A 20,377-nucleotide genomic window follows, 5' to 3' on the forward strand; every position below is an offset into this window, starting at 1 on the left:
GCATAATGTAAAGAGAGGAATTATTTCCTCTCTTTATTTTTTTGAGAAGGTGGTGTGAATGATAATCGAGCTGGTTAATGAATTGGAAAGTAAGTTAAAGCTTTTGGAGCACGAAAGCGAAACATTCAAGGAGAGGATCAGAGAATTATTAATCGAAAAAAGTTCATCAGGAAAGCGCCCTTTACCATATTTTAGTTATTCCATTATTTTAGATAACAAATTAAACGGGAAGCATACCATTTTCGGGAATTTTAATTTTACAAATCACTCCCCATACCCCCTATATCATCCTAAATTCGTACTTAAAATAAAATCGGATCATGCCTTTGACTTTTCGGGAAAATACATGATGCCAAATCAGCACATAAAGGTCGAAAATTTTCAATGGAAACTTGTTGAGAATAAAAACGAAAATGAGGCAATGGAATATTGGTTTGCACCCATTGCTGCAGAAAAAATTGATCCGGAACAGACTTTGTCTTTTCCCAACTTTCAGATCCGATTTCAGAATGAAGCTACAGGCTACATAAATGTTGAAGGATATGTTCACTGCAGGGATGTAGACGAAGGAATACCGTCTTTGAATTCGATCAATATAAGTTTCTAAGGAGGGATATTTTGTTTTCTTCTGATAATGAAGAAATAAAGAATCTCATCGAAACGATGCTTAAGCAACAAATTGAAAATGCGAACAAAGAAACTAAAAGCATTCCCACTGGACAGATGGTTATTAATATAGACAATGGTGGTTTAGCGACATCCGCATTATTGTATTTACTGTTAAATCACAGCATGTCTACTGAAAATGCTTCTAAACAATCCGCAGAGCATGAGGGACCGATTGTTAAACAGCTGCAAAGACTGATTCATGATGTTAACCGGTTGCGTCAGGCGAATAAAGGTTTTTATGAGGAGATATTAAATGTCAATGAGCAGCAATCATAAGCAATAAGAGTGGATCAGTGGGTGTTTAGGATATGACACTGTTATAAAGCATTGATCTGTGGGAAATAGAAATGGCTGATGTCTTATGCATCCAGCAAATCTTCAGATGCAAAAACCAGCTAATAGGAATTAGGGAGGCAGCAATCATATGGAAAGACCGATCATTTATATAGGTGATAATACCATTTTAACAAAATTAATCTATACTCCTGTAATTTATTTAGATCCACGAGATATTGTCCAGGCTCATATTATGTTACATGGTTTTTGGGAGCATGGGCTTACGGCTAACTTTTTTCAAACTGTTAAACCCGGGATGAAAGTTTTGGATATTGGAGCACATTGCGGTTACTATACTCTTCTAGCAAGTTTATTGACCGGTCCTACAGGAGAAGTGCATGCATTCGAACCGAACCCGGCCCATTTTACTAATTTAAGGAGAAGTTTGTTAATAAACGGTTACAATCATGCTAACATCCATCAAGTAGGGTTATCGAACAAAAACGAAGAAGTGATTCTATACGTTCCCGACGGCGGGGGAGCCACCATTATCAATCCGGGATCTGAGTACCAAAAAGAGGTTAAAATGAAAACCGTAGTTTTTTCAGAATATTTCCCTCCGCAACAAGTTGACGTGATGAAGATTGATATTGATGGATCCGAGCCTCTTATCATGGATGATGTCATAAAAATCGTTGATAAAAGTGATAACATTCAAATCTTTTTAGAGTACGCACCTACTCTTTGGGTTGGCCATGATCCAAAAATTAGTTTACAAAAGTTCGCTGACCGCGGATTCAATTTTTATAAGGTTGCTCATACAGGAGTTCTTGAGCCAACAACTGTTGAAGAAGTAGTTGCATTTGAAGGTCCCCTTCATATCGATTTAAAACTGACAAGAAACTAAAATGGAGTTGGGCTATTATTAAATAGGCAGCAAACGTTATAGGCATTGGAATGTTCGACTTTAACCAATTTTGAATAAAGAGGTCATTGGATATGTTACCTTTTGTTAAAACTAATGTTTTGTTAAACGGAATCAATACGACGTTTTTAACCCACTTAGCTGATATGTACGATGGTTCAGGTTTAAGATCAGGTGTATTCTGGAGTGATATTTTACATCAATTGTCTGGAGCTATTAAACCAGGGAGTCGTGTTCTTGATGCCGGAGCCAATATTGGCACTACTGCAATATATTTGGCAAAGGTCCAGCCTGGATCAATCATTTATTGTTTTGAACCTGATCCACTTAATTTTTCCTTGTTAAATATCAATATTGCACTGAACAATGCACAAAATATCCACACTTTTAATTATGCTTTAGGAAGTCAGTCGCGATTTATTGACTTTTATCGAAGTGATATAAATTTTGGAGATCACCGAAGTGCAACACCAATATCCCCTGATCATGCATTAGGAAGTTTTGAACGTTTGCCATATCGGGTTCCAATGGTAACTCCTATTGACTTTTTTGAACAATGTTATCGTGATGAGAAGCCATCCTATTTTGATTTAATCAAAATCGACACTCAAGGTGCCGATTTTGACATTTTAAAGGCATGTTTACCGATGATTAGTCATGAATCAATTGTTATCATCGAATACTCGCCATATCATTTATTGCAAAAAGGCACTTCCAAAACAGAAATAGAAAATATCCTTAGAAACTTTTCTGAAATCTCCTATATAAACCCTCTTAAAAATCCTGCACATGACTCAAACACCAACATAGATCAAATATTAAGCGATTATGATCTATATAGCAAAGAATGGAAATGGTTTTATGATATTGTTCTAAGGAAAAAAACGAAAAAATAATTTATATGCACTCAGATATTAAACCAAATTTTTTGGGGGTTATTTCCGAAACGACATTTTTACAAAGAAATTGACAGCGCCAGTACAAGATTTAATGCATATAACAGAGATAGAGTAACCTGAAAAAAATATAAACCGTTAAGTCGGATAAAACTCCATCAAGGGGAGTTGGTTCTATGAGAATGGATAAAGACAGCTTTGAAAAATTGTTCAGCAGGATTGATAATAGTTTCGTCGGCAGTGAATCGGTTGCATATGATTATCAGAAAAAATATGTTCGCTATTATCTGGGAAAAAAACCAGTTCTCGATGTTGCTTGCGGTCAAGGATCTTTTCTGCGGGCTGCAAGTGAACTGGGAATCGACATTCTTGGGCTTGATATGGAAGAGGATTTAGTAAACTCATGTACGGAAAAAGGCTTCAATGCCAGGAAGGGAAATGTATTTGAATTTCTAGATCAGCCGACGAATAAGGAAGCATTTGAAGGAATATTTAATGCACACTTAATTGAGCACTTCGACAGCAGGAGGGCAATTGAATTATTAGTTCTATTTTATGAATCCCTAAAAAAGGGTGGAATCGTTACGATCATTACGCCGAATTTTGCTGCACAACATGTCCACGAGAACGTTTTCTGGCTTAGCTCTTCGCATGTGAGACCATATCCATTAATGTGGCTCGGAAATGCTTTTGCACAAATTGGCTTTGATATACTCGATGGCGGTTTGGACGCAGATGTAGGCGACACTTTTATAGTAGGTGTGAAGCCTAATTAGACAAAGCAGCCCCAGACACTATTCGATCCACAGCTTAAATATTTACAATATATTGGAATGAATTTCATAAAGCAATTCTTTAATTGAAAAACGAACAGTTATTTAAAATTAAAATATTATTATTCGTTTCCTACGGCATACTCCTGTTTATTTAGACAATTTCATTCGTTTTTCGGTCTGGCTTATTACATTGTGAAATTTACTCTATTGATATTAGAAAAGGTTCCACTCTAAATAAATGGATTTTAAGTTCCATTCACAACATTTTACGCATAGATAAATACAGAAACAAAGAATGATTTTGGAAAATACGATGAGGTGATTGTATTGTTAATATCCCAGCTATGTAAAGAAAAGCATTTTAATGAAGAATGGTTCTTAAACTGCTGTGAAGAACTTCAAATACCTGTTCATTATCACAGAAAGCTATGGGAATGGTGTTTTATAACACAAGCATTATCTGAAAGGGGTATGCTTAAGGAAGGTAAAAAAGGGCTTGGATTTGGAGTAGGGAAAGAACCATTGGTTTCTTTTTTTGCATCACATGGTTGTGAAGTAGTCGCCACAGACATAGATTATCAGATTGCCAAACTTTTAGGATGGGTTGATTCCAATCAACATTCTAATAATCTTGAAGACTTGAATGAACGAAAATTATGTGACCCGGAGCAATTTCGCAGGCTTGTCACTTTTGAGTTTATGGATATGAATGAAATTGATCAAAAACATAGCAATAAATATGATTTTACATGGTCTTCCTGCTCATTTGAACATTTAGGAACAATTGAACGAAGCAAACGATTCATTATGAACCAGATGCACTGCCTCAAACCTGGAGGTGTAGCTGTTCACACCACCGAGTTTAATTTATCTTCAAATGAACATACGATTGAATCCGGAGCTACAGTTATTCTTAGAAAGAAAGACATTGAATCGTTAGTAAATGAGTTAAGGGAAGATGGCCATTCAATCGAAGTTGATTATACCGCCGGTACAGGAAACATTGAAAGTTTTGTTGATGTTCCACCTTATACGAGTGAAATTCATTTAAGGTTGCTGCTCGAACAATATGTATCAACCTCTATCGGTCTGATTATTCAAAAGAATAATTCACAGAGTCTATGATTGAAACAGCAATTCGAAGAGAAGAAAATGTATCATCATACCCACATAAATGGTTTTTTGAGAGGTGTTAAATTGAATATAGCTTTTGATACTTTTTACACTTCATCCGCTTCAAATTTTAGGGGAATTGGAAACTATACCAGAAATATGATCGAAAATATTATGCGGCTTAATAAGACCCATTCAATGTTTTTCTTTTCACCTGATCCTTACCAAGATACCTCTGTTCAAATAAACAAACTACAATCATTTCTAACTAATAATTCCATCGATCTTTATCATGTAACGAGTCCGGTTGAATATTTATTCAATCATAATGAGCTGCTTAACCGCGAATGGTTTGGAGATATAAAATTGGCTGTTACATTTTACGATATCATTCCCTGGATCTATCCTGAAATTTATTTAAGTGACCCGATTTTCAAAAACAGGTTTTTGCATATTATGGATTTTATCAAAAACTCCGATATCATATTTGCTATATCTGAGACGACCAAAAGAGACGGGGTTAAATATTTTGATATGGATTCTGGCAAAATCTTTGTGATATACGGTGGCATTGACCGACAATTTTTTCAAAAAAATAACGATTCGGCCGTGAACCTTAAATACCAGATAACCCAGCCATATATTCTTTTTATCGGAGGCATGGAATTTAGAAAAAATCTGGAACGTATCCTTCATGCTTTTGCGAAAATAAATCACAAACTGGAAACTCAACATCAATTTGTCATGACCGGTTTCTTTTCAGAAATTGAAAAACAGAAAATTCAGCAGATTGCATTGGCACAGGGATTTGAAAGTCAATTAATATTTACCGGGTATGTGCCAAAAGACGATCTTATTAACCTGTACAGCCAATCGAGTCTGTTCGTATTTCCATCACTTTATGAGGGATTGGGTTTACCGATTATAGAGGCGATGGCTTGTGGTGCCCCGGTTCTCACGTCAAACACATCGGCGCTTAATGAGATAGCTAATGACGCGTGCTATAAAGTAAATCCCGAAAGTATTGAAGAAATTTCGGAGGGTATTTTTAATATGCTGACAAATCCGGAATTACTGAACAAATATAAACATGCAGGACCTAAACTTGCTGCAAAATTTAATTGGGAAAATGTTGCCTTAGAGGTGTTAAATGTATATAACAGCAAGTAAGTAAAACAGTAAGTTTCAACTGAAGAATACATGAAATCACAAAACAGGGAGGAGTAGGATTTGCCACTTCCAACTGGAGTTTTTTGGGCAGGATACGTATTTGATAGAGGTGGCTATGGTACTGTATCCAGGAACTATCTAAAAATGTTGAAGGCTTTAAATATTCCAGTGCATATCCATAATCTCGGCGAAATTCATAAGGAAGTAGGGGAAGATGATCGGGACCTAATTGGAAATATCCATCGCCCGATTTCTGAGTTAGGGACAGATCCGGTTATGGTCATCCACAGTACTCCGGATGATTTTGCGCGTTTTAATGGAACAGGATTCAACAAAAAAATAGGTATCACTATTTTTGAAACCGATAAAATTCCGGATTACTGGGTTGGTTTATGTAACCAAATGGACGAAATATGGGTACCGTCTGCCTTTAATTATCGTACGTTTACTAAGTCAGGAGTCGATGAAAAAAAGGTTATCGTTATGCCATATGGAATCGACGTGGAGAAATACAATAAGAATTTTAAGCCCTTTGCTTTTTCAACAACTCCTAAGCAATTTACGTTTTTATATGCATGCCAATTCGATTTTAGAAAAGGTTTTGATTTATTGATTAAAAGCTTTTGTGAAGAATTTACGGATGAAGACGAAGTGTCTCTTATTATTAAAACATATGTACATGGAAGTGATTTTGATGCCGAAGCAATCATCCGTTCCTATATTCCAATTAAAAATAACATTCCAAGCATATTTATAATAAATGAAAAAATGTCAGAAAATGAATTACTATCTTTATATTCCAGTTGCTCTTGTTATATTTCAACAGACAGAGCTTGTGGATGGGGAATGCCGCAGATGGAAATGATGGCTATGGGGAAACCAGTGATATCAATCAACTGGAGTGGTTCTACCGAATTTATGAATGAGGAAAATACTTTTCTTATTCAACCATTGGACGAATTGGAGCCAGTGGATATAAACCTTATGCTAAGTCGCCCGCAATTATACTTTGATCACAAATGGGCAAAAGTGCCGATGGAAAATGTCAGAAAAGCAATGAGAGATGCTTATTACAATAAAGAAAAAAGGCTAAAAATTGCCCAAAATGCGAAAGAAATGATTGATCAGAAATACTCAATAACTGAAATGGCGAAAATAATGAAACAGAATCTAACATTATAGTTGCTTCATTTCTTAAAGATCTATTCACCAATACGAAGCTTAAGCATATAATTTTGTGGAAATGGAAGCGAATTAGAATTTATCACGGAGGGTTAGTGTTATGAGTCTCTTCTCTACAGCAAATTTTAGTGATTCTTTTTTTTTTAACGATAAAAAGTTTCGTTATAACAAAATTCCCATTAATAATATTTCCGAGAGGGCAATAGAAGTACCAATTGGCTTGGACTTTCTTGAAAAAAATAAAACGGGGCGAATATTAGAGGTCGGGCATGTCCTATCCAGTTATGAAACTGCCGCAAACATAGTACAAAGAGATATTCTTGATAAATTTGAAGTGGCTGCAAACGTTCTAAACTTAGATTTAATGGATTATCAGCCGGAGGATAAATACGATGCCATTATTTCACTTTCAACTGTAGAGCATATTGGACAATCAACAGATCCAACCGGAGCTTACGGGGAATCCAGTCAACTGAAAGACCATGAAGCACCTTTAAAAGCGATCGTAAAAATTTACAATTTATTAAAAGTGAATGGAAAGGCATTCATTTCAGTACCGTTTGGATGCTTATCCGATCTTGGATGGCTTATACAGTTTGGAGATCAGTACCTGCAATTGTTGTTTACAAAATATCTACTGCCTGAAAATGAGGTGAAGTTATCATTTTTCAAAAAGGTTGATATGGAACTAACACTAAATAATCCAAGACAAATCTGGGAACAGTGTTCCAAGGAAGAGCTTTCCGATACGCGCTTTAATCAACCCTTTCCTTTTGCGAATGGAATTGCCTTTATCGAAATATACCGAAATTCAGCAGCGGATTATCCAATTGAAAACGGAATGAAAGAAGAATTGATTTATCAACCTGATGGGTTAATCAATAATCTATATTTCAGCAATTTCTTTTTTGGAAGTGTTTATGACACCAATGGGTGGTTTCATACCAAAAATCCAACTTGGTTATTCTTTGGACCTTATATAACTTTACCGGCAGGTAAATATGAGCTAAGGGCAAAGCTGGAAGTAGAACCCGGGGGCAATTTCATACTGGATATGATAAATAATGCTGAAGGTAATACATTATTAAAATACGAATTTCAAACTACAAGTGATTATAAAAAACAAATTATGATTGAAAAGGATTTAGAAAATGTTCAAATACGGCTTTTATCTGATTCTACTAATTTTTCAAAAATCAGAGTACCGATTTTATGTTTGAATCGAATTGAAAAATGAAATTTTATTCAGCTTCCTGTGGAAGTGCATAAAAAAATGTGATGTACTCCTTGGTTAATTTGAAAATGGGGGGAGCCGAATGTCCGGCGGTGTGAACTTATTCGGATATATTAGAGCAGAATTGGGTGTAGGAGAATCTTGTCGTTTAGCAGCAAACTCAATGGAAAACGCCGATATTCCATTTGGCATCATGAACTACCCGATATGTGCAGCTAGACAAGAAGATTTGACGTGGGTCCACAAAGAAATAAAAGAACCCCTTTTCAATACCAATATATTTCATATTAATGCCGACCAGCTGGAAATCGCCTTTCGCTACGATATTATAAAGCGACGATTTTTAGAAAACCGCTATAACATTGCAGTATGGCATTGGGAACTTCCAGAATTTCCGGATGAGTTTGCTGCAAGTTTTAACATGATAGATGAAGTATGGGCACCATCTACGTTTATCTTTGACTCCATTTCGAAAAAATCCCCGGTTCCCGTTGTAAAAATCCCTCATGGATTAAGTGTCCATGCTTCTCAAACCATTGGCCGCAAATATTTTATGCTGCCCGATAATCAATTTCTTTTTCTTATGATGTATGATCCAAACAGCTCGCAAACCAGAAAGAATCCCCTTGGGGTGATTTCCGCCTTTAAATTAGCCTTTAAAAAAAATGATTCCTCTGCAGGACTTATCATCAAGATCAACAACAATCAAATCGATCGATCTGCAGAGCTGGAGCAATTAAAGAACGAAATAGCCGGTTATAAAAATATTTATATCATTGATAAAGTAATGAATCGTAATGAAATCAATGCATTGATGAATGTAACGAATTGTCTGGTTTCCCTCCATCGCTCAGAAGGATTCGGGTTGCCTTTAGCCGAAGCAATGGCTTGCGGAAAACCCGTAATTGCAACCGGGTGGTCGGGGAATTTGGAATTTATGAACGAAAGGAATTCCTGTCTGGTGCGCTATCACCTGGAGAGGGTCGGGCAAGACTGGGGACCTTATAAAGCAGAGCAATTCTGGGCTGATCCCGATATTGAACATGCAGCTTATTACATGAAAAAAGTGGTTGGGGAGCCGGTATGGTGCAGGGAAATGGCTGCACGAGGAAAGGAAACGATAGAAAAACATTTTTCACCGAAAAAGTCCGGGCAATTAATGAAGAGCCGTCTGAATGAGCTGAATCTCCTTTAACTTATTAATTTGTAATATCATTTCATGATAACCGCATAAATAATACAGTAAGCATTTTTAAGGGAGGTGGTGTCATGAAGAGAGCTTTAATAACCGGGATTACTGGACAGGATGGCTCTTATTTAGCTGAACTTCTTCTCACAAAAGGGTATAAGGTCTACGGTTTGAAAAGGAGAACCGCAACGCAAAATGATGAAAACATTAAACATATTTTAAATGAAATTGAGTTTGTATCAGGTGATTTGTCTGATCTGTCTTCATTAATTCAGGCTGTCAAGTTAGCAAAGCCTGATGAAGTCTATAATCTGGGAGCCCAGTCTTTTGTTGCAGATTCATGGTTACAGCCAATCTACACTGGTGAAATTACAGGTTTGGGCGTTGTGAACATGCTCGAAGCTATACGTCAAGTGAAACCTGATACACGATTTTATCAGGCTTCCAGTTCTGAAATGTTTGGTAAAGTGGTAGAAACTCCGCAAAAAGAAACCACCCCATTTTATCCACGAAGTCCGTACGGTGCAGCAAAAGCATTCGGCCACTGGATAACGGTCAATTATCGGGAAAGCTTTAACATGTACGCTTGTTCAGGGATTTTGTTTAATCATGAATCGCCCCGCAGAGGAATACAATTTGTGACACGTAAAGTAACAGATGGTGTAGCCAAAATAAAATGCGGTATGCAAAAAGAGCTTCGACTCGGGAACCTGGACGCCAAAAGAGACTGGGGATTTGCAGGTGATTACGTAAAAGCGATGTGGCTCATGCTGCAAAATGAACATCCGGATGACTTCGTCATTGCAACAGGTGAAACTAATACAGTTCGCAGGCTGGTTGAAATTGCTTTTGATTATGTCGGCTTGAATTGGGAAGATTATGTGCGGCAAGATCCTGATTTCCTGCGTCCCGCTGAAGTGGATTTGCTGCTTGGTGATTCAAGAAAGGCAGGAGAAAAATTAGGCTGGACACCAAAAGTTTCTTTTGAGGATTTGATAAAAATGATGGTTGATCATGATTTAAAAAAATACAGAGAAATGAAATGAAGGCATTAATTACAGGGATTAAGGGCTTTGTCGGAAAGCATTTGGAGCAGTATTTAGAGGATAAGGCTGACGTATTTGGCACTTCCAGAATAGAGCATCCTGAAAAAAACATCTTTAAGATCAGTTTTTTATCAGAGTGGGAAATGATTAGGCTTATAGAAAAAATTAAACCTACACATATCTTTCATTTGGCTGGATTTAGCAGTGTCAAAGACTCATGGGAAAATAAACAGGCTGTGATTCAAGGCAACGTAATAGCAACCATTCATTTACTTGAAGCGGTTAGAAAAGTGGATGGCAAAATACGCATTATTACAGTCGGATCTTCAGAGGAGTATGGTATTGTACCTGATGATATCGAGAAAGTTCATGAAGAGATACCACTGTCTCCTGTCAACCCATATGGGGTAAGCAAAAGTATGGTAAGCATGCTTGCTAAGATGTACTTTAAATTTTACGGTTTGAATGTTATTCATGCCAGGTCTTTTAACCACATAGGTTCGGGGCAACGGTTGGGTTTTGTTACAACAGATTTTGCGCACCAAATCGCAATGATTAATAAAGGAAAAGCGAAAGATAACATAATGAATGTAGGAAATCTTGAGACGATCAGGGATTTTGCAGATGTAGAAGATATTGCAGAGGCCTATTATCAACTGGGGCGGTATGGAAAAGCAGGGGAAATCTATAATGTTTGTACGGGAGAAGGGACTTCCATTCGAGATATATTAAATATCCTTTTATCTTTTTCTAAAGTAAATATTGAAGTAGTAGTTGATCCTGAAAAAATAAGGATTTCTGAGATTCAAAAATTAGTGGGGGATCCGGATAAATTAGTAAAAGATACTGATTGGAAGCCAAAAAGGGAACTTGAGCAGACATTAAAAAATATTTATGAACAGTGGTTATATAATCTGTAACAGGGTCCAGCAATAAAAGGACCTTCTTTTTATTTGTGTGACACTATCTGGAAAATTCATATCATATATCAATCAAACAAAAGGAGGAACATATTTTGAAGATCGGTTTTGATATGGCTTTTGCGCAAACACCGGCGAATGATAGAGGAGTAGGTGTCTATACAAGACAACTAATAAAATCAATACAGCTATTGGGTCAAGAGCATTGCTATTATTATTTTCAGCCCGACTCTCCAAACACAAAAGAAGAATTGATGGAACAAATGAAAGCTTTTATTTCGGAGAATAAAATTGATATTTACCATATACACAGTACATTTGATTATTATAACTATTTTTCTTTACACAGAAATTGGTTTGGAGATGCAAAATTAGCGGTTACACTTTACGATATTATTCCTTTGTTATTTGAAAATCAGTACTTGCCATTGCCCGAAATGAAAGAGCATTACATGCAAAACTTGGAGTTTGTTAAATCCTGCGACATAATTTTTGCTATTTCAGACACAACCAAACAGGATGCTGTTGAACAGCTTAACATTAACCCTGAAAAAATAAAAGTGATCTACGGGGGGCTTTGCGACCATTTTTCTCGAGAAAATCAATTAATGGAGACCAAATGGAATGGAACAAAAAAGCCATACATATTATATGTTGGCGGCTGTGATTACCGTAAAAACCTGGATCGTTTAATTGAGGCATTCGCTAAGGTAAACCATCGATTAAAGAATAAATACCAGCTCATTATTGCAGGGAATATCCCCGAGGATCAAAGATTCTTTATCAAATTAAATATAAAAAAAGCTAACGTGACTGAAGATGTATTATTCACTGGATTTGTTTCAAATGAAGAATTGGTGCAGCTTTATAAGGGGGCGGAATTATTCGCTTTTCCATCCCTATATGAAGGTTTCGGGCTTCCTGTTTTAGAAGCAATGGCCTGTGGTGTTCCTGTCTTAACCTCAAATACTTCCGCCTTAAAAGAAATAGCTGGAGAGGCAGCGTACTTGGTTAATCCAAAAAATATAAACGAAATAGCCCAGGGTATGGAACATCTTTTAACAAATACTGAGACCCGGAATACACTTGTGAAAAGGGGCTTTAAACGAGTTAAACAATTCCAGTGGACGAATGTCGCCAAACGTGTTCTCAAAGGTTATCAACAATTGTTTGAATAACGGGAGAGTGAATTATGCCAAAGGTTTCTATCATTCTAACAAGCTATAATAAGCCCCTTTATGTTGCTGAATCGATTGAGAGCGTGCTTGAGCAAACGGAAGAAGACTGGGAATTATTCATTATGGATGATAATTCGAATGAAGATACGTCCCGGGTCCTTTATTCATACCTGAGAGATCCTCGAATTTTCTACATGAACAGCGGCATTGATGATGACAAGCGACTTCAAACGACAAGGTATGCGGTACTTATTAACCATGCTATCCCGCGAACCACCGGAAAATATATTACCTATCTAACTGATGATACCGTCTACATGCCGAACCGTTTACAGGTGATGCTTGACTATTTTATCAAAAATCCAACAGTAGAAATCGTCTATTCCAGTCAAAAAATGGAGCACTTAAATAAAAATGATCAAGTGAATTTTGAGTTGGAATTAACGGCAACGAAGGTTTTAACCCGTGCAGCAAATGTTGTGGATCATTGTTCAGTGATGCATTCAAGAAAAATTGCTGAAAAAGTATTCTCGCGATATGGGAGTTACTGGGATGTCGATCCAAAATATTGGTTTAACGCGGATGCTGTTTTTTGGACACGTTTGAATGAATTTGCACCTTTTTACCCGATCCAGGAAGTGTTGGATATAACAAAAAAAACACCGCAAAGCTATCAAAATCTTAGTGCTTTGCTTCCAGAAGTCATCCCGGACGGTACAGTGGTAAAGGGATTAAAGGAAGTATTGTATGTAATTGATGAACAAAAACGCCGGCTTATTTCTAAAGAATTTTTCGACCGCTTAAAGTTCGACACGGTCGTGGAGATCCCTGATCCTGTGTTGTTTAGTTATGATAAAGGATTACCTGTAAGCGATGAAAAACTTCCAAACCAGCTTCTTGTCCAGTCTAATACCAATCATTCTGTTTATTACATCCAAAAAGGTCAAAGGCGGCTCGTTAATGACGCCGCATGGAAGAAATATCGTTTTGACAAACAAAAAATTGTCGCATTGGATGAGTCTGACTTAAACCAGTGGTCTGACGGTCCGGAGTTATCTGAACAAATAAAAACGAATACGATTTTGCCGGATGGCCATTTATTTTCGTTTGACGGGAAATTTTATATTTGCTTTGATAACCGGCTTTGTTTCTTGCAAACAGATATTGCATTGGGGAAATTAAAACTGCCTTTGAAGCGTGCTGTACCAATGAGTGCAGAGGAGTTTTCATTGTTTAAACAGGGTCCGGAATTTACATGGGAGCTTCCATTTAAATAGCATCGATAAGGCAGCCGTTCAAGAACCAATTCTTGAATGACTGCCTTATTTCAATTATTTATAATAGATACTTAAATTCATCATGGTGAAACAGATTTTAGATGCACTATGTTTAGATTAAATGTTATTGATTTCTTGTGCGATTGCAGTTAATTCTCTGATGCGGTGTGCAAAGGTGTGATATTTAAGGACCTTCTCTCTGGCATTTAAGGAGATTCTTTTTCGTTCTTTATCATTATTTATATAGAAATCGATTTTCTCCAGCAGATCTTCATCGCCTTCAAAAGATATGATTTCTTCTTCGGAAAAGTAGGAGCGCAAATCGAGCTCTTCTGTAATAAGCTGAAATGCACCACATGCTGCGATATCAAATGTCCGGTTATTTATACTTTTATTGATGATGCCCATTGAATTATTATTCTCTGCCAAGTCATGGGGGCGATGTGTGTTTAAGATAATTTTAGCGCTGTTATAATAATGAGCTACTTCTTGCGGCGGCTTCCAATCCGTTATTTTCAGTCTGTGATCCTGTTTCACGTGCGTGAGCTCATCGCTCCATTTACCGCCAACTACATGTATTGTATATTGCGTATTATGCAAAAGAAATTTTATTAATTCAATTCGTTGAGGATAAGGATATCCCACTAGACAAATATCGTCTTTTTTTTGTTCCTCCGGATTTTTTGAAGGAATGAAGGTATTGGGATCAGTTCCAAGAGGAAGATGGAATATATTTGGGTGTCCTTCCTCTCGATAACAATCCAGGGCGGCCCTGTCAATCGTAAAAACATAATCATAGTCGTTTATTATTTCTATCGTTCTGTCCATGTAGTATGGATCTTCCGTCATCCATACAGCCGTTTTATAATTTTGGCCTTTTAACCATTCAGTCATTTCTTTTGGCAGGATAAAACCTGTCATAGTTAACACAAGATCAGGAGCAAATTCTAAAACGTTCGACTTTAAGGATTCCATACCTTTAAAATGATTAAAACTTTTAGATACATGACCTTCATTACGTAATTCATTAACAATGCAATTGTCAAACAAATAGTATATACCGGGAAAGCCTGAGGGGATATATAGTACCTTCATAACTTCTTTTATTTTGACCTCCGATTTCATGATTTGCGTGGCATAATACCATTGTATGGTTGAAAAATCGTTTGTGTTCTAAAAAGTCATTAGGCTTAACCATAATCCCTTGGACAACAAGGTTATTTAGCGGTACCAGTAAAATACTAAAACTTTCTCTCTGATCTCCAAAATTCATTTTCCAAGAAATTATTTATATAAGTCATTACGCATTAAAAAATCAGGCTGCATCGAGCCTGATGGGTTAAAAAAAATATATATATATTTTTTTATACGGTTGGAGGGAATGCAAAAGCGTCGATTCTAACACAGTCGACAATAAATACAGCTCCTGATGGGGTAACGCCTGCTCCTGATATCAGAGTGACACAATGATCATCCTTACAGAATTTGGCGAAAACATAAGGTCCTGAAACGACACCATCTATTGTTAGAAATACAGTTCTTCCCGGCGTTATACGACGAAACTCTTTACAGATGCAATTTTTAATTTTGCATTTGTGGTGATCGTCTTTACAATCATCATCGTGTTTTTTGTCACAGCAGTCATCTTTTCTGCAATCACTGTCATCATAGAAATAGCTTTTTTTATTGTAACCCATAGTTATCCTCCTTTTATCAAAATTCCTGAGTATGTCAGGGTTAATGTATTATATTAACCAGAAAAAAATTTGTATGGGCCTTAAACCTGACAGGACAGAAAATAGTGTAGTGTTCCACCGTCTACCTGCTTCGATTTGCCCTTGTGTATATTATGCAATTGTTTTATTTTAGTTCCTTTATGTTCGGCTTGTGTTTTCACGGCGACTGGGAAGCTTTAATGCGTTATCTCCTCTAAAAAAGGTTAATTTTGATATAATTCTTTAGAGATAATAAAATAGAGTAAAAACTAGATAAATGGTAACAACGATGGAGGTCCCGGCATGTTAAAGACAAGCAAACAATTGAAAAACCATGATAAAATCGAAGCGATCTTAAAGGCAATGGTTAAGTCTGCTTATGAGGAAATTAAAGATGAACCGGTATTGCTATGCATGGAGTGCAGCGATGTTGACTTATATGTTGCGGCTTCGAATCATGATGAGTTAGAGGACGCGCTCAAGGAAAATTTCGAATTGGACGAGTTTGGTGAAGTCATCGATCATGAGGCATATCAGGAGTTATTCTACGAATTGAACGATCATTTTGTTGAACTCCATAAAAATAGTGGATATTTTGATTTTTTTCCTGAAGGAGTTTATGAACGGGGAAAAACGAGAATCCGAAACCGATATTCTCGCTGTAAAAGGTAAATTTTATGCACCTTTTGAAGATGCGTTAAACGAATAATATTCATAAACTACAGCCTGTTCTTACAAAAGAACAGGCTGTTTTTAATAAGGTAAAAATTAAAAGTTACATATCGATTCATTTATAAAAAGATGATTTTTCGCTTCAATCATGGAAAATGAGAACAATCATTTTTTTACAGTAAGGGAATTGCGTTAATGATTGGATGTTCGTACGGATGGATACTTCGAATAATTGCTTTCACTTCTTTGAGTTGATTGAATAAACAACGAAATTCAACCTTGCATTCAGATCCAGTGGAAATCTCCCCGATACTTCCTGCGAACGGTTTTGCTCCTTCCAGCGGGCGCCAGAAGCCTCTCACTGGAGAAAATGAAAGGACATGGTCATAGAGACCGACAGTAAGAAAACCCGCTTCATTTAATTCATTTCTTAGCTTTTTTATGTATTCTTCCGGGATTAAAACTTCCACTTTTACATAATCAAAATTCATGATCTTTCTCCTTCAAAACAATTAGTTGATTCTATATTACTTTAGTTTGGATAAAAAACAATGCTTTGACAAGCCTATACAAGTATTAAATTCCTGATTCGTTATTAAAAATGGCAAAGTTAAACGCTTGGCAAAGGACCAAGCGTTTTATACTTGAGTAATATAAAGGCTCCATTTCAGCATGTTAAAAACCAAATAACATGCTGATCAAATTTCTTTTTTTAGGCCTTTTCAATAGTTTAGGTTGTTCAAAAAACGGTTTTTCAGGCAAATGGTTTTGATCAGTCTGATCTTGTTTTTCCTCGAGCGCCTCCAGCCGGTCTGCCAAACACTTTACTTGATTTTGTAACTCTTCGATCTCGCGGCGATGCTGGAGAAGCTGATAGGAGACCACATTATCTGCCTTTTCATCAAGCCTGCTTTCCAAATAACTTAATTTAGAAATAAGCTTTTCTGTATCCTTATTTTCCAGTTGGCTTTTAACAGTTCCTCTCCGCGGCTTTTTCCCGGTGACCGTTACGTCCTGGAGCAGGACCCCGTTTTGAACCTGTTCCTTAATGCCGGACAACAGCTTAATATCCTCTTCGGTAAACGAGTAATGACCAAGGTCATTTCGCTGCATATCCAAGTCCAGCTGTTTGACCCAGCGCTGAATCGTACTTGTTGAGACACCCAATAATTTTGCGACAGCAGTAGTATTCAATCTTGATCCCTCCTTTTAAGATAGAAATTCTCTGTCTATCAGCTAAATCCTATCAAGTTGACAAAACAAGTTTTGCTTCGGCAAAGAAAGTGGAATTCGTTCGTTTTTTTCCTGCTGCTGTCGAAACAATAAGCAAAAAGAAAAAGGGGCAAGTGCCCCTTGACCTTTATCTTTATTGGTTTTTCAGTGCTTCTTTAACTGCGATGATTTTTAACGCGGCCAATTCTTCTTCTGTTAGCTTGCTCTGGACCATTTCAAGGAGCTCGGCCTTCTCTTCAGCAGTTATGCCATCGCTTACCGTCGAAGTAATATCGGTTATTTCGTTGAATGAAAATTTTTCCGTGAGCGTTTTAAGTGCTTCTTCTTTTGTCGAGAATGGGAGATTGGAGGTATCAATATTTGCAAGATCGGCATTCTCGCCAATTAATTGTTGAATGGATGGATCTTGAACAAGCTGATTCACATCCTCCTCTGAAATAGAGCTGGAAACCTGCTCCATTACTTTATCAGACGCCATTCCCATGAAGGCATTGTAGCCAAGAAAGCCAGCGATAGCTAAGCCGCCAACTATCAATAATAACAAAATTAGTTTTTTCATACTTCCTCCTATAACAAGACTTATATCATCATTGTAGCAATGATTAACCTGTGGTGAAAGAGATAAACAAGAAGTCATTTCGAATGTAAAAACAGTGTAAACATCAGTCACGCTTTAACAATTTCGATGCTGTTCTTGTTATGATAACTGTAAACGAATAAAATTAAGGCATTAAAAGCGGAGGAAACCATGAATGTAGAAAAGAAGCAGCACCGGAGTTTGCAAACTTTTATCGAGATCTTGCTTGTTTCAGCGAGACTGGGGGTTTCATCTTTTGGCGGGCCGGTAGCTCATTTAGGGTATTTTCATGAAGAATATGTCCGCAGAAGAAAATGGCTCGATGAAAAAAGTTATGCTGATTTAGTGGCACTGTGCCAGTTTCTGCCCGGTCCGGCCAGCAGCCAGGTTGGGATTGGAATTGGTGTTATCCGGGGTGGGCTATTTGGAGGCCTGTTAGCTTTTCTTGGCTTTACTGTTCCATCGGTACTGGCATTGATCGTTTTTGCGCTGGTTGTTCAAGGTTTGGATATAGATGCGGCTGGCTGGATCCATGGATTGAAAATTGTAGCGGTGGCTGTTGTAGCCCATGCGATTATCGGAATGGGCGAGAAACTTACTCCCGATCTGACGCGGAAAATGATCGCCCTATTTGCGATTGTTACAACGCTTTTATGGCAATCTGCTTTCACACAGGTTGGAATAATACTGCTCTCGGGATTTGTCGGTTTTCTCATTTTTAAAAAGAATGAAGCTGAAGATAAAGTAAATTTCCGGGTTCCCATTTCGCGCGGCTTTGCGATTATTTGTTTGCTGTTGTTTTTTGGACTATTGCTTATTTTGCCTTTAGCCAGGGAAGTAAGCTCTTCAAATTGGGTAGGCATGTTTGACAGCTTTTATCGTGCAGGATCGCTTGTTTTTGGAGGAGGTCATGTGGTTCTGCCATTGCTTGAACGGGAATTTGTTCCGTCCGGCTATATAGGCAAAGAAGCTTTTCTGGCCGGTTATGGTGCAGCACAGGCTGTTCCCGGGCCGCTGTTCACTTTTGCAGCTTACATTGGTGCCGTAATGAATGGATGGCAAGGCGGTCTGCTCGCTACTATTGCCATTTTCCTGCCGGCATTCCTGCTCATCTTCGGAACACTTCCTTTTTGGGATATACTTCGGCGCAACCCGAACATCAATGGAGCTTTAATGGGGGTCAACGCAGCGGTTGTCGGAATTTTGATTGCTGCTTTTTATGATCCGATCTGGACGAGTTCGATACTTGGACCGATTGACTTTGCGTTTGCTGCCGTCCTTTTCAGCATGCTTGTTTATTGGAAGCTGCCGCCATGGATCATCGTCTTAACCGGAGCAATCGGCGGATCATTGATGCAGTTTCTTTAATAGGGCATCTCCCAAAATCGATAAAAAACCATGGATGAAACTGCATCCATGGTTTTTTCAATTAAGCGGCTTTCTTTAAATGCTGCAGATATCATATATGGAGGATTTTTTTAACTTTCAATAAGCCTCAGCATATATATACATTTATAAAGACGTATGACCGAATTTGAAACAGGAGGTACACAGAATGGATCAAGAGAAAGAACTTCTTCCACCTGTAGAATTAATACATCTAGTAGGTGGAGGAGACTATCAAACTATTGGACAGGAATTTCGGAGATATTTTATTGATTTAGCAGGATTGAGACCTACAGATGCTGTTTTGGATATTGGATGTGGTTGCGGGCGGATGGCGGTTCCTCTCACTACTTATTTAAAAAATGGCGGGACTTATGCGGGATTTGATATTAATCAGGACGCGATTGAATGGTGCACCAATAATATTACAAAAAAATACCCGAATTTTCAATTTCAGTGGATAGATTTATATAACAAAATGTATAATCCAGCAGGGAAAATATTGCCCGGAGATTTTAAGTTTCCATTTGAACAGGAAAAGTTTGATTTTGTTTTTCTTACATCAGTTCTTACCCATATGCTCCCTGCTGATATGGAAAATTATATATCCGAAATTAATCGTGTATTAAAAAAAGGAGCAAAAGGATTGATTTCCTTTTTTCTGCTGAATAAAGAGTCATTAGAAAATATTAAAAAACATTTAAGCATTCTTCCTTTTATTGATGGAAATGAAAAGTATCAAACCATAAACAAAAGTCTTGAAGAGGTTGCAATTGCGTATGATGAAACATTCATTCGAACAATACTGCAGAAATATAATTTAGGAATAATCGAACCGGTTTTTTATGGATCTTGGAGTGGTAGAGAAAAATTTTTAAGCGGTCAGGATATAGTAATTATAGAAAAATTGTGATGTTTTTGTTTACTGAAGAAGCTTTAACTC

The 20,377-nt window shown here is 37.2% G+C and carries 22 protein-coding genes; 17 read left to right on the top strand and 5 right to left on the bottom strand.

Features of this window, described 5'->3' with window-relative positions:
* The first annotated feature begins 58 nt into the window (after nucleotides 1-58).
* From CU633_RS14635 to CU633_RS14700, 14 genes are all read left to right on the top strand, one after another.
* Nucleotides 59-607, top strand: a complete 549-nt coding sequence (locus CU633_RS14635; RefSeq protein ID WP_101661336.1) for a hypothetical protein — start codon at nucleotides 59-61, stop codon at nucleotides 605-607.
* An 11-nt stretch (nucleotides 608-618) separates the two neighbouring features.
* Nucleotides 619-945, top strand: coding sequence for a hypothetical protein (locus CU633_RS14640; RefSeq protein WP_101661337.1), 327 nt, complete (start codon nucleotides 619-621; stop codon nucleotides 943-945).
* Nucleotides 946-1,093: 148 nt separating this feature from the next.
* Complete coding sequence (locus CU633_RS14645; protein WP_101661338.1) at nucleotides 1,094-1,852, top strand: FkbM family methyltransferase; 759 nt, start codon at nucleotides 1,094-1,096, stop codon at nucleotides 1,850-1,852.
* 92 nt (nucleotides 1,853-1,944) lie between these two features.
* Complete coding sequence (locus tag CU633_RS14650; protein WP_101661339.1) at nucleotides 1,945-2,766, top strand: FkbM family methyltransferase; 822 nt, start codon at nucleotides 1,945-1,947, stop codon at nucleotides 2,764-2,766.
* Between the two features lie 176 nt (nucleotides 2,767-2,942).
* Nucleotides 2,943-3,542, top strand: a complete 600-nt coding sequence (locus tag CU633_RS14655) for a class I SAM-dependent methyltransferase (protein WP_101661340.1) — start codon at nucleotides 2,943-2,945, stop codon at nucleotides 3,540-3,542.
* A 327-nt stretch (nucleotides 3,543-3,869) separates the two neighbouring features.
* On the top strand, nucleotides 3,870-4,667 hold the full coding sequence (locus CU633_RS14660; protein ID WP_101661341.1) for a class I SAM-dependent methyltransferase: 798 nt from the start codon (nucleotides 3,870-3,872) through the stop codon (nucleotides 4,665-4,667).
* Nucleotides 4,668-5,825 carry a glycosyltransferase family 4 protein gene (locus tag CU633_RS14665; RefSeq protein ID WP_142383419.1) on the top strand — a complete coding sequence of 386 codons (1,158 nt, stop codon included), beginning with the start codon at nucleotides 4,668-4,670 and terminating at the stop codon, nucleotides 5,823-5,825.
* Between the two features lie 60 nt (nucleotides 5,826-5,885).
* Nucleotides 5,886-7,007: a glycosyltransferase family 4 protein gene (locus CU633_RS14670; protein ID WP_101661343.1), complete on the top strand. Its 1,122-nt coding sequence runs from the start codon at nucleotides 5,886-5,888 to the stop codon at nucleotides 7,005-7,007.
* Nucleotides 7,008-7,107: 100 nt separating this feature from the next.
* Nucleotides 7,108-8,244, top strand: coding sequence for a hypothetical protein (locus tag CU633_RS14675; protein ID WP_101661344.1), 1,137 nt, complete (start codon nucleotides 7,108-7,110; stop codon nucleotides 8,242-8,244).
* Nucleotides 8,245-8,323: 79 nt separating this feature from the next.
* Nucleotides 8,324-9,436: a glycosyltransferase family 4 protein gene (locus CU633_RS14680; RefSeq protein WP_101661345.1), complete on the top strand. Its 1,113-nt coding sequence runs from the start codon at nucleotides 8,324-8,326 to the stop codon at nucleotides 9,434-9,436.
* Between the two features lie 74 nt (nucleotides 9,437-9,510).
* Nucleotides 9,511-10,476, top strand: coding sequence for a GDP-mannose 4,6-dehydratase (gmd, locus tag CU633_RS14685; protein ID WP_101661346.1), 966 nt, complete (start codon nucleotides 9,511-9,513; stop codon nucleotides 10,474-10,476).
* Complete coding sequence (locus CU633_RS14690; protein WP_101661347.1) at nucleotides 10,473-11,396, top strand: GDP-mannose 4,6-dehydratase; 924 nt, start codon at nucleotides 10,473-10,475, stop codon at nucleotides 11,394-11,396. The genes gmd and CU633_RS14690 overlap by 4 nt, the downstream gene beginning before the upstream one ends.
* 263 nt (nucleotides 11,397-11,659) lie before the next feature.
* A complete protein-coding gene (locus CU633_RS14695; protein ID WP_374703376.1) occupies nucleotides 11,660-12,574 on the top strand; it encodes a glycosyltransferase family 4 protein in 915 nt (304 codons plus the stop codon).
* A 14-nt stretch (nucleotides 12,575-12,588) separates the two neighbouring features.
* Complete coding sequence (locus CU633_RS14700) at nucleotides 12,589-13,851, top strand: glycosyltransferase family 2 protein (RefSeq protein WP_101661349.1); 1,263 nt, start codon at nucleotides 12,589-12,591, stop codon at nucleotides 13,849-13,851.
* Nucleotides 13,852-13,968: 117 nt separating this feature from the next.
* Here CU633_RS14700 and CU633_RS14705 read toward each other — a convergent pair whose 3' ends face one another.
* A complete protein-coding gene (locus tag CU633_RS14705) occupies nucleotides 13,969-14,772 on the bottom strand; it encodes a CgeB family protein (protein WP_257958811.1) in 804 nt (267 codons plus the stop codon).
* Nucleotides 14,773-15,215: 443 nt separating this feature from the next.
* Nucleotides 15,216-15,548 (bottom strand): hypothetical protein, encoded by a 333-nt coding sequence (locus tag CU633_RS14710; RefSeq protein ID WP_101661351.1) that lies wholly within the window; start codon nucleotides 15,546-15,548, stop codon nucleotides 15,216-15,218.
* A 321-nt stretch (nucleotides 15,549-15,869) separates the two neighbouring features.
* Between CU633_RS14710 and CU633_RS14715 the strand changes: the two genes are divergently transcribed.
* Nucleotides 15,870-16,238, top strand: a complete 369-nt coding sequence (locus CU633_RS14715) for a hypothetical protein (RefSeq protein WP_257958812.1) — start codon at nucleotides 15,870-15,872, stop codon at nucleotides 16,236-16,238.
* Nucleotides 16,239-16,411: 173 nt separating this feature from the next.
* On the opposite strand, the gene cutA is transcribed toward CU633_RS14715, so the two are convergent.
* The 3 genes from cutA to CU633_RS14730 all read right to left on the bottom strand — a co-directional run bounded on the left by cutA (nucleotide 16,412) and on the right by CU633_RS14730 (nucleotide 18,030).
* Nucleotides 16,412-16,729, bottom strand: a complete 318-nt coding sequence (gene cutA / locus CU633_RS14720; protein WP_101661352.1) for a divalent cation tolerance protein CutA — start codon at nucleotides 16,727-16,729, stop codon at nucleotides 16,412-16,414.
* 184 nt (nucleotides 16,730-16,913) lie between these two features.
* Complete coding sequence (locus tag CU633_RS14725) at nucleotides 16,914-17,432, bottom strand: MerR family transcriptional regulator (protein ID WP_101661353.1); 519 nt, start codon at nucleotides 17,430-17,432, stop codon at nucleotides 16,914-16,916.
* A 172-nt stretch (nucleotides 17,433-17,604) separates the two neighbouring features.
* The gene (locus CU633_RS14730) at nucleotides 17,605-18,030 is read right to left on the bottom strand and encodes a hypothetical protein (protein ID WP_101661354.1); all 426 of its coding nucleotides are present in this window, start codon (nucleotides 18,028-18,030) and stop codon (nucleotides 17,605-17,607) included.
* Between the two features lie 189 nt (nucleotides 18,031-18,219).
* Here CU633_RS14730 and chrA point away from each other — a divergent pair, with 189 nt between their 5' ends.
* Nucleotides 18,220-19,416, top strand: coding sequence for a chromate efflux transporter (gene chrA, locus CU633_RS14735; RefSeq protein ID WP_101661355.1), 1,197 nt, complete (start codon nucleotides 18,220-18,222; stop codon nucleotides 19,414-19,416).
* Between the two features lie 187 nt (nucleotides 19,417-19,603).
* Nucleotides 19,604-20,347 carry a class I SAM-dependent methyltransferase gene (locus tag CU633_RS14740; RefSeq protein ID WP_101661356.1) on the top strand — a complete coding sequence of 248 codons (744 nt, stop codon included), beginning with the start codon at nucleotides 19,604-19,606 and terminating at the stop codon, nucleotides 20,345-20,347.
* Nucleotides 20,348-20,377: the final 30 nt, after the last annotated feature.

The sequence above is a fragment of the Bacillus sp. V3-13 genome (genome assembly GCF_002860165.1).
Taxonomy (GTDB): domain Bacteria; phylum Bacillota; class Bacilli; order Bacillales; family Cytobacillaceae; genus Bacillus_BJ.

Bases quoted from the DNA above. Each gene is read 5' to 3' on its own strand.
- CU633_RS14695 (WP_374703376.1), top strand. From the start codon at position 11,660: ATGAAAGCTTTTATTTCGGAGAATAAAATTGATATTTACCATATACAC.
- CU633_RS14645 (WP_101661338.1), top strand. From the start codon at position 1,094: ATGGAAAGACCGATCATTTATATAGGTGATAATACCATTTTAACAAAA.
- CU633_RS14655 (WP_101661340.1), top strand. From the start codon at position 2,943: ATGAGAATGGATAAAGACAGCTTTGAAAAATTGTTCAGCAGGATTGAT.
- CU633_RS14650 (WP_101661339.1), top strand. From the start codon at position 1,945: ATGTTACCTTTTGTTAAAACTAATGTTTTGTTAAACGGAATCAATACG.
- CU633_RS14715 (WP_257958812.1), top strand. From the start codon at position 15,870: ATGTTAAAGACAAGCAAACAATTGAAAAACCATGATAAAATCGAAGCG.
- CU633_RS14690 (WP_101661347.1), top strand. From the start codon at position 10,473: ATGAAGGCATTAATTACAGGGATTAAGGGCTTTGTCGGAAAGCATTTG.
- CU633_RS14675 (WP_101661344.1), top strand. From the start codon at position 7,108: ATGAGTCTCTTCTCTACAGCAAATTTTAGTGATTCTTTTTTTTTTAAC.
- CU633_RS14740 (WP_101661356.1), top strand. From the start codon at position 19,604: ATGGATCAAGAGAAAGAACTTCTTCCACCTGTAGAATTAATACATCTA.
- cutA (WP_101661352.1), bottom strand. From the start codon at position 16,729: ATGAATTTTGATTATGTAAAAGTGGAAGTTTTAATCCCGGAAGAATAC.
- CU633_RS14705 (WP_257958811.1), bottom strand. From the start codon at position 14,772: ATGACAGGTTTTATCCTGCCAAAAGAAATGACTGAATGGTTAAAAGGC.
- chrA (WP_101661355.1), top strand. From the start codon at position 18,220: ATGAATGTAGAAAAGAAGCAGCACCGGAGTTTGCAAACTTTTATCGAG.
- CU633_RS14680 (WP_101661345.1), top strand. From the start codon at position 8,324: ATGTCCGGCGGTGTGAACTTATTCGGATATATTAGAGCAGAATTGGGT.
- CU633_RS14710 (WP_101661351.1), bottom strand. From the start codon at position 15,548: ATGGGTTACAATAAAAAAAGCTATTTCTATGATGACAGTGATTGCAGA.
- CU633_RS14700 (WP_101661349.1), top strand. From the start codon at position 12,589: ATGCCAAAGGTTTCTATCATTCTAACAAGCTATAATAAGCCCCTTTAT.
- gmd (WP_101661346.1), top strand. From the start codon at position 9,511: ATGAAGAGAGCTTTAATAACCGGGATTACTGGACAGGATGGCTCTTAT.
- CU633_RS14730 (WP_101661354.1), bottom strand. From the start codon at position 18,030: ATGAAAAAACTAATTTTGTTATTATTGATAGTTGGCGGCTTAGCTATC.
- CU633_RS14635 (WP_101661336.1), top strand. From the start codon at position 59: ATGATAATCGAGCTGGTTAATGAATTGGAAAGTAAGTTAAAGCTTTTG.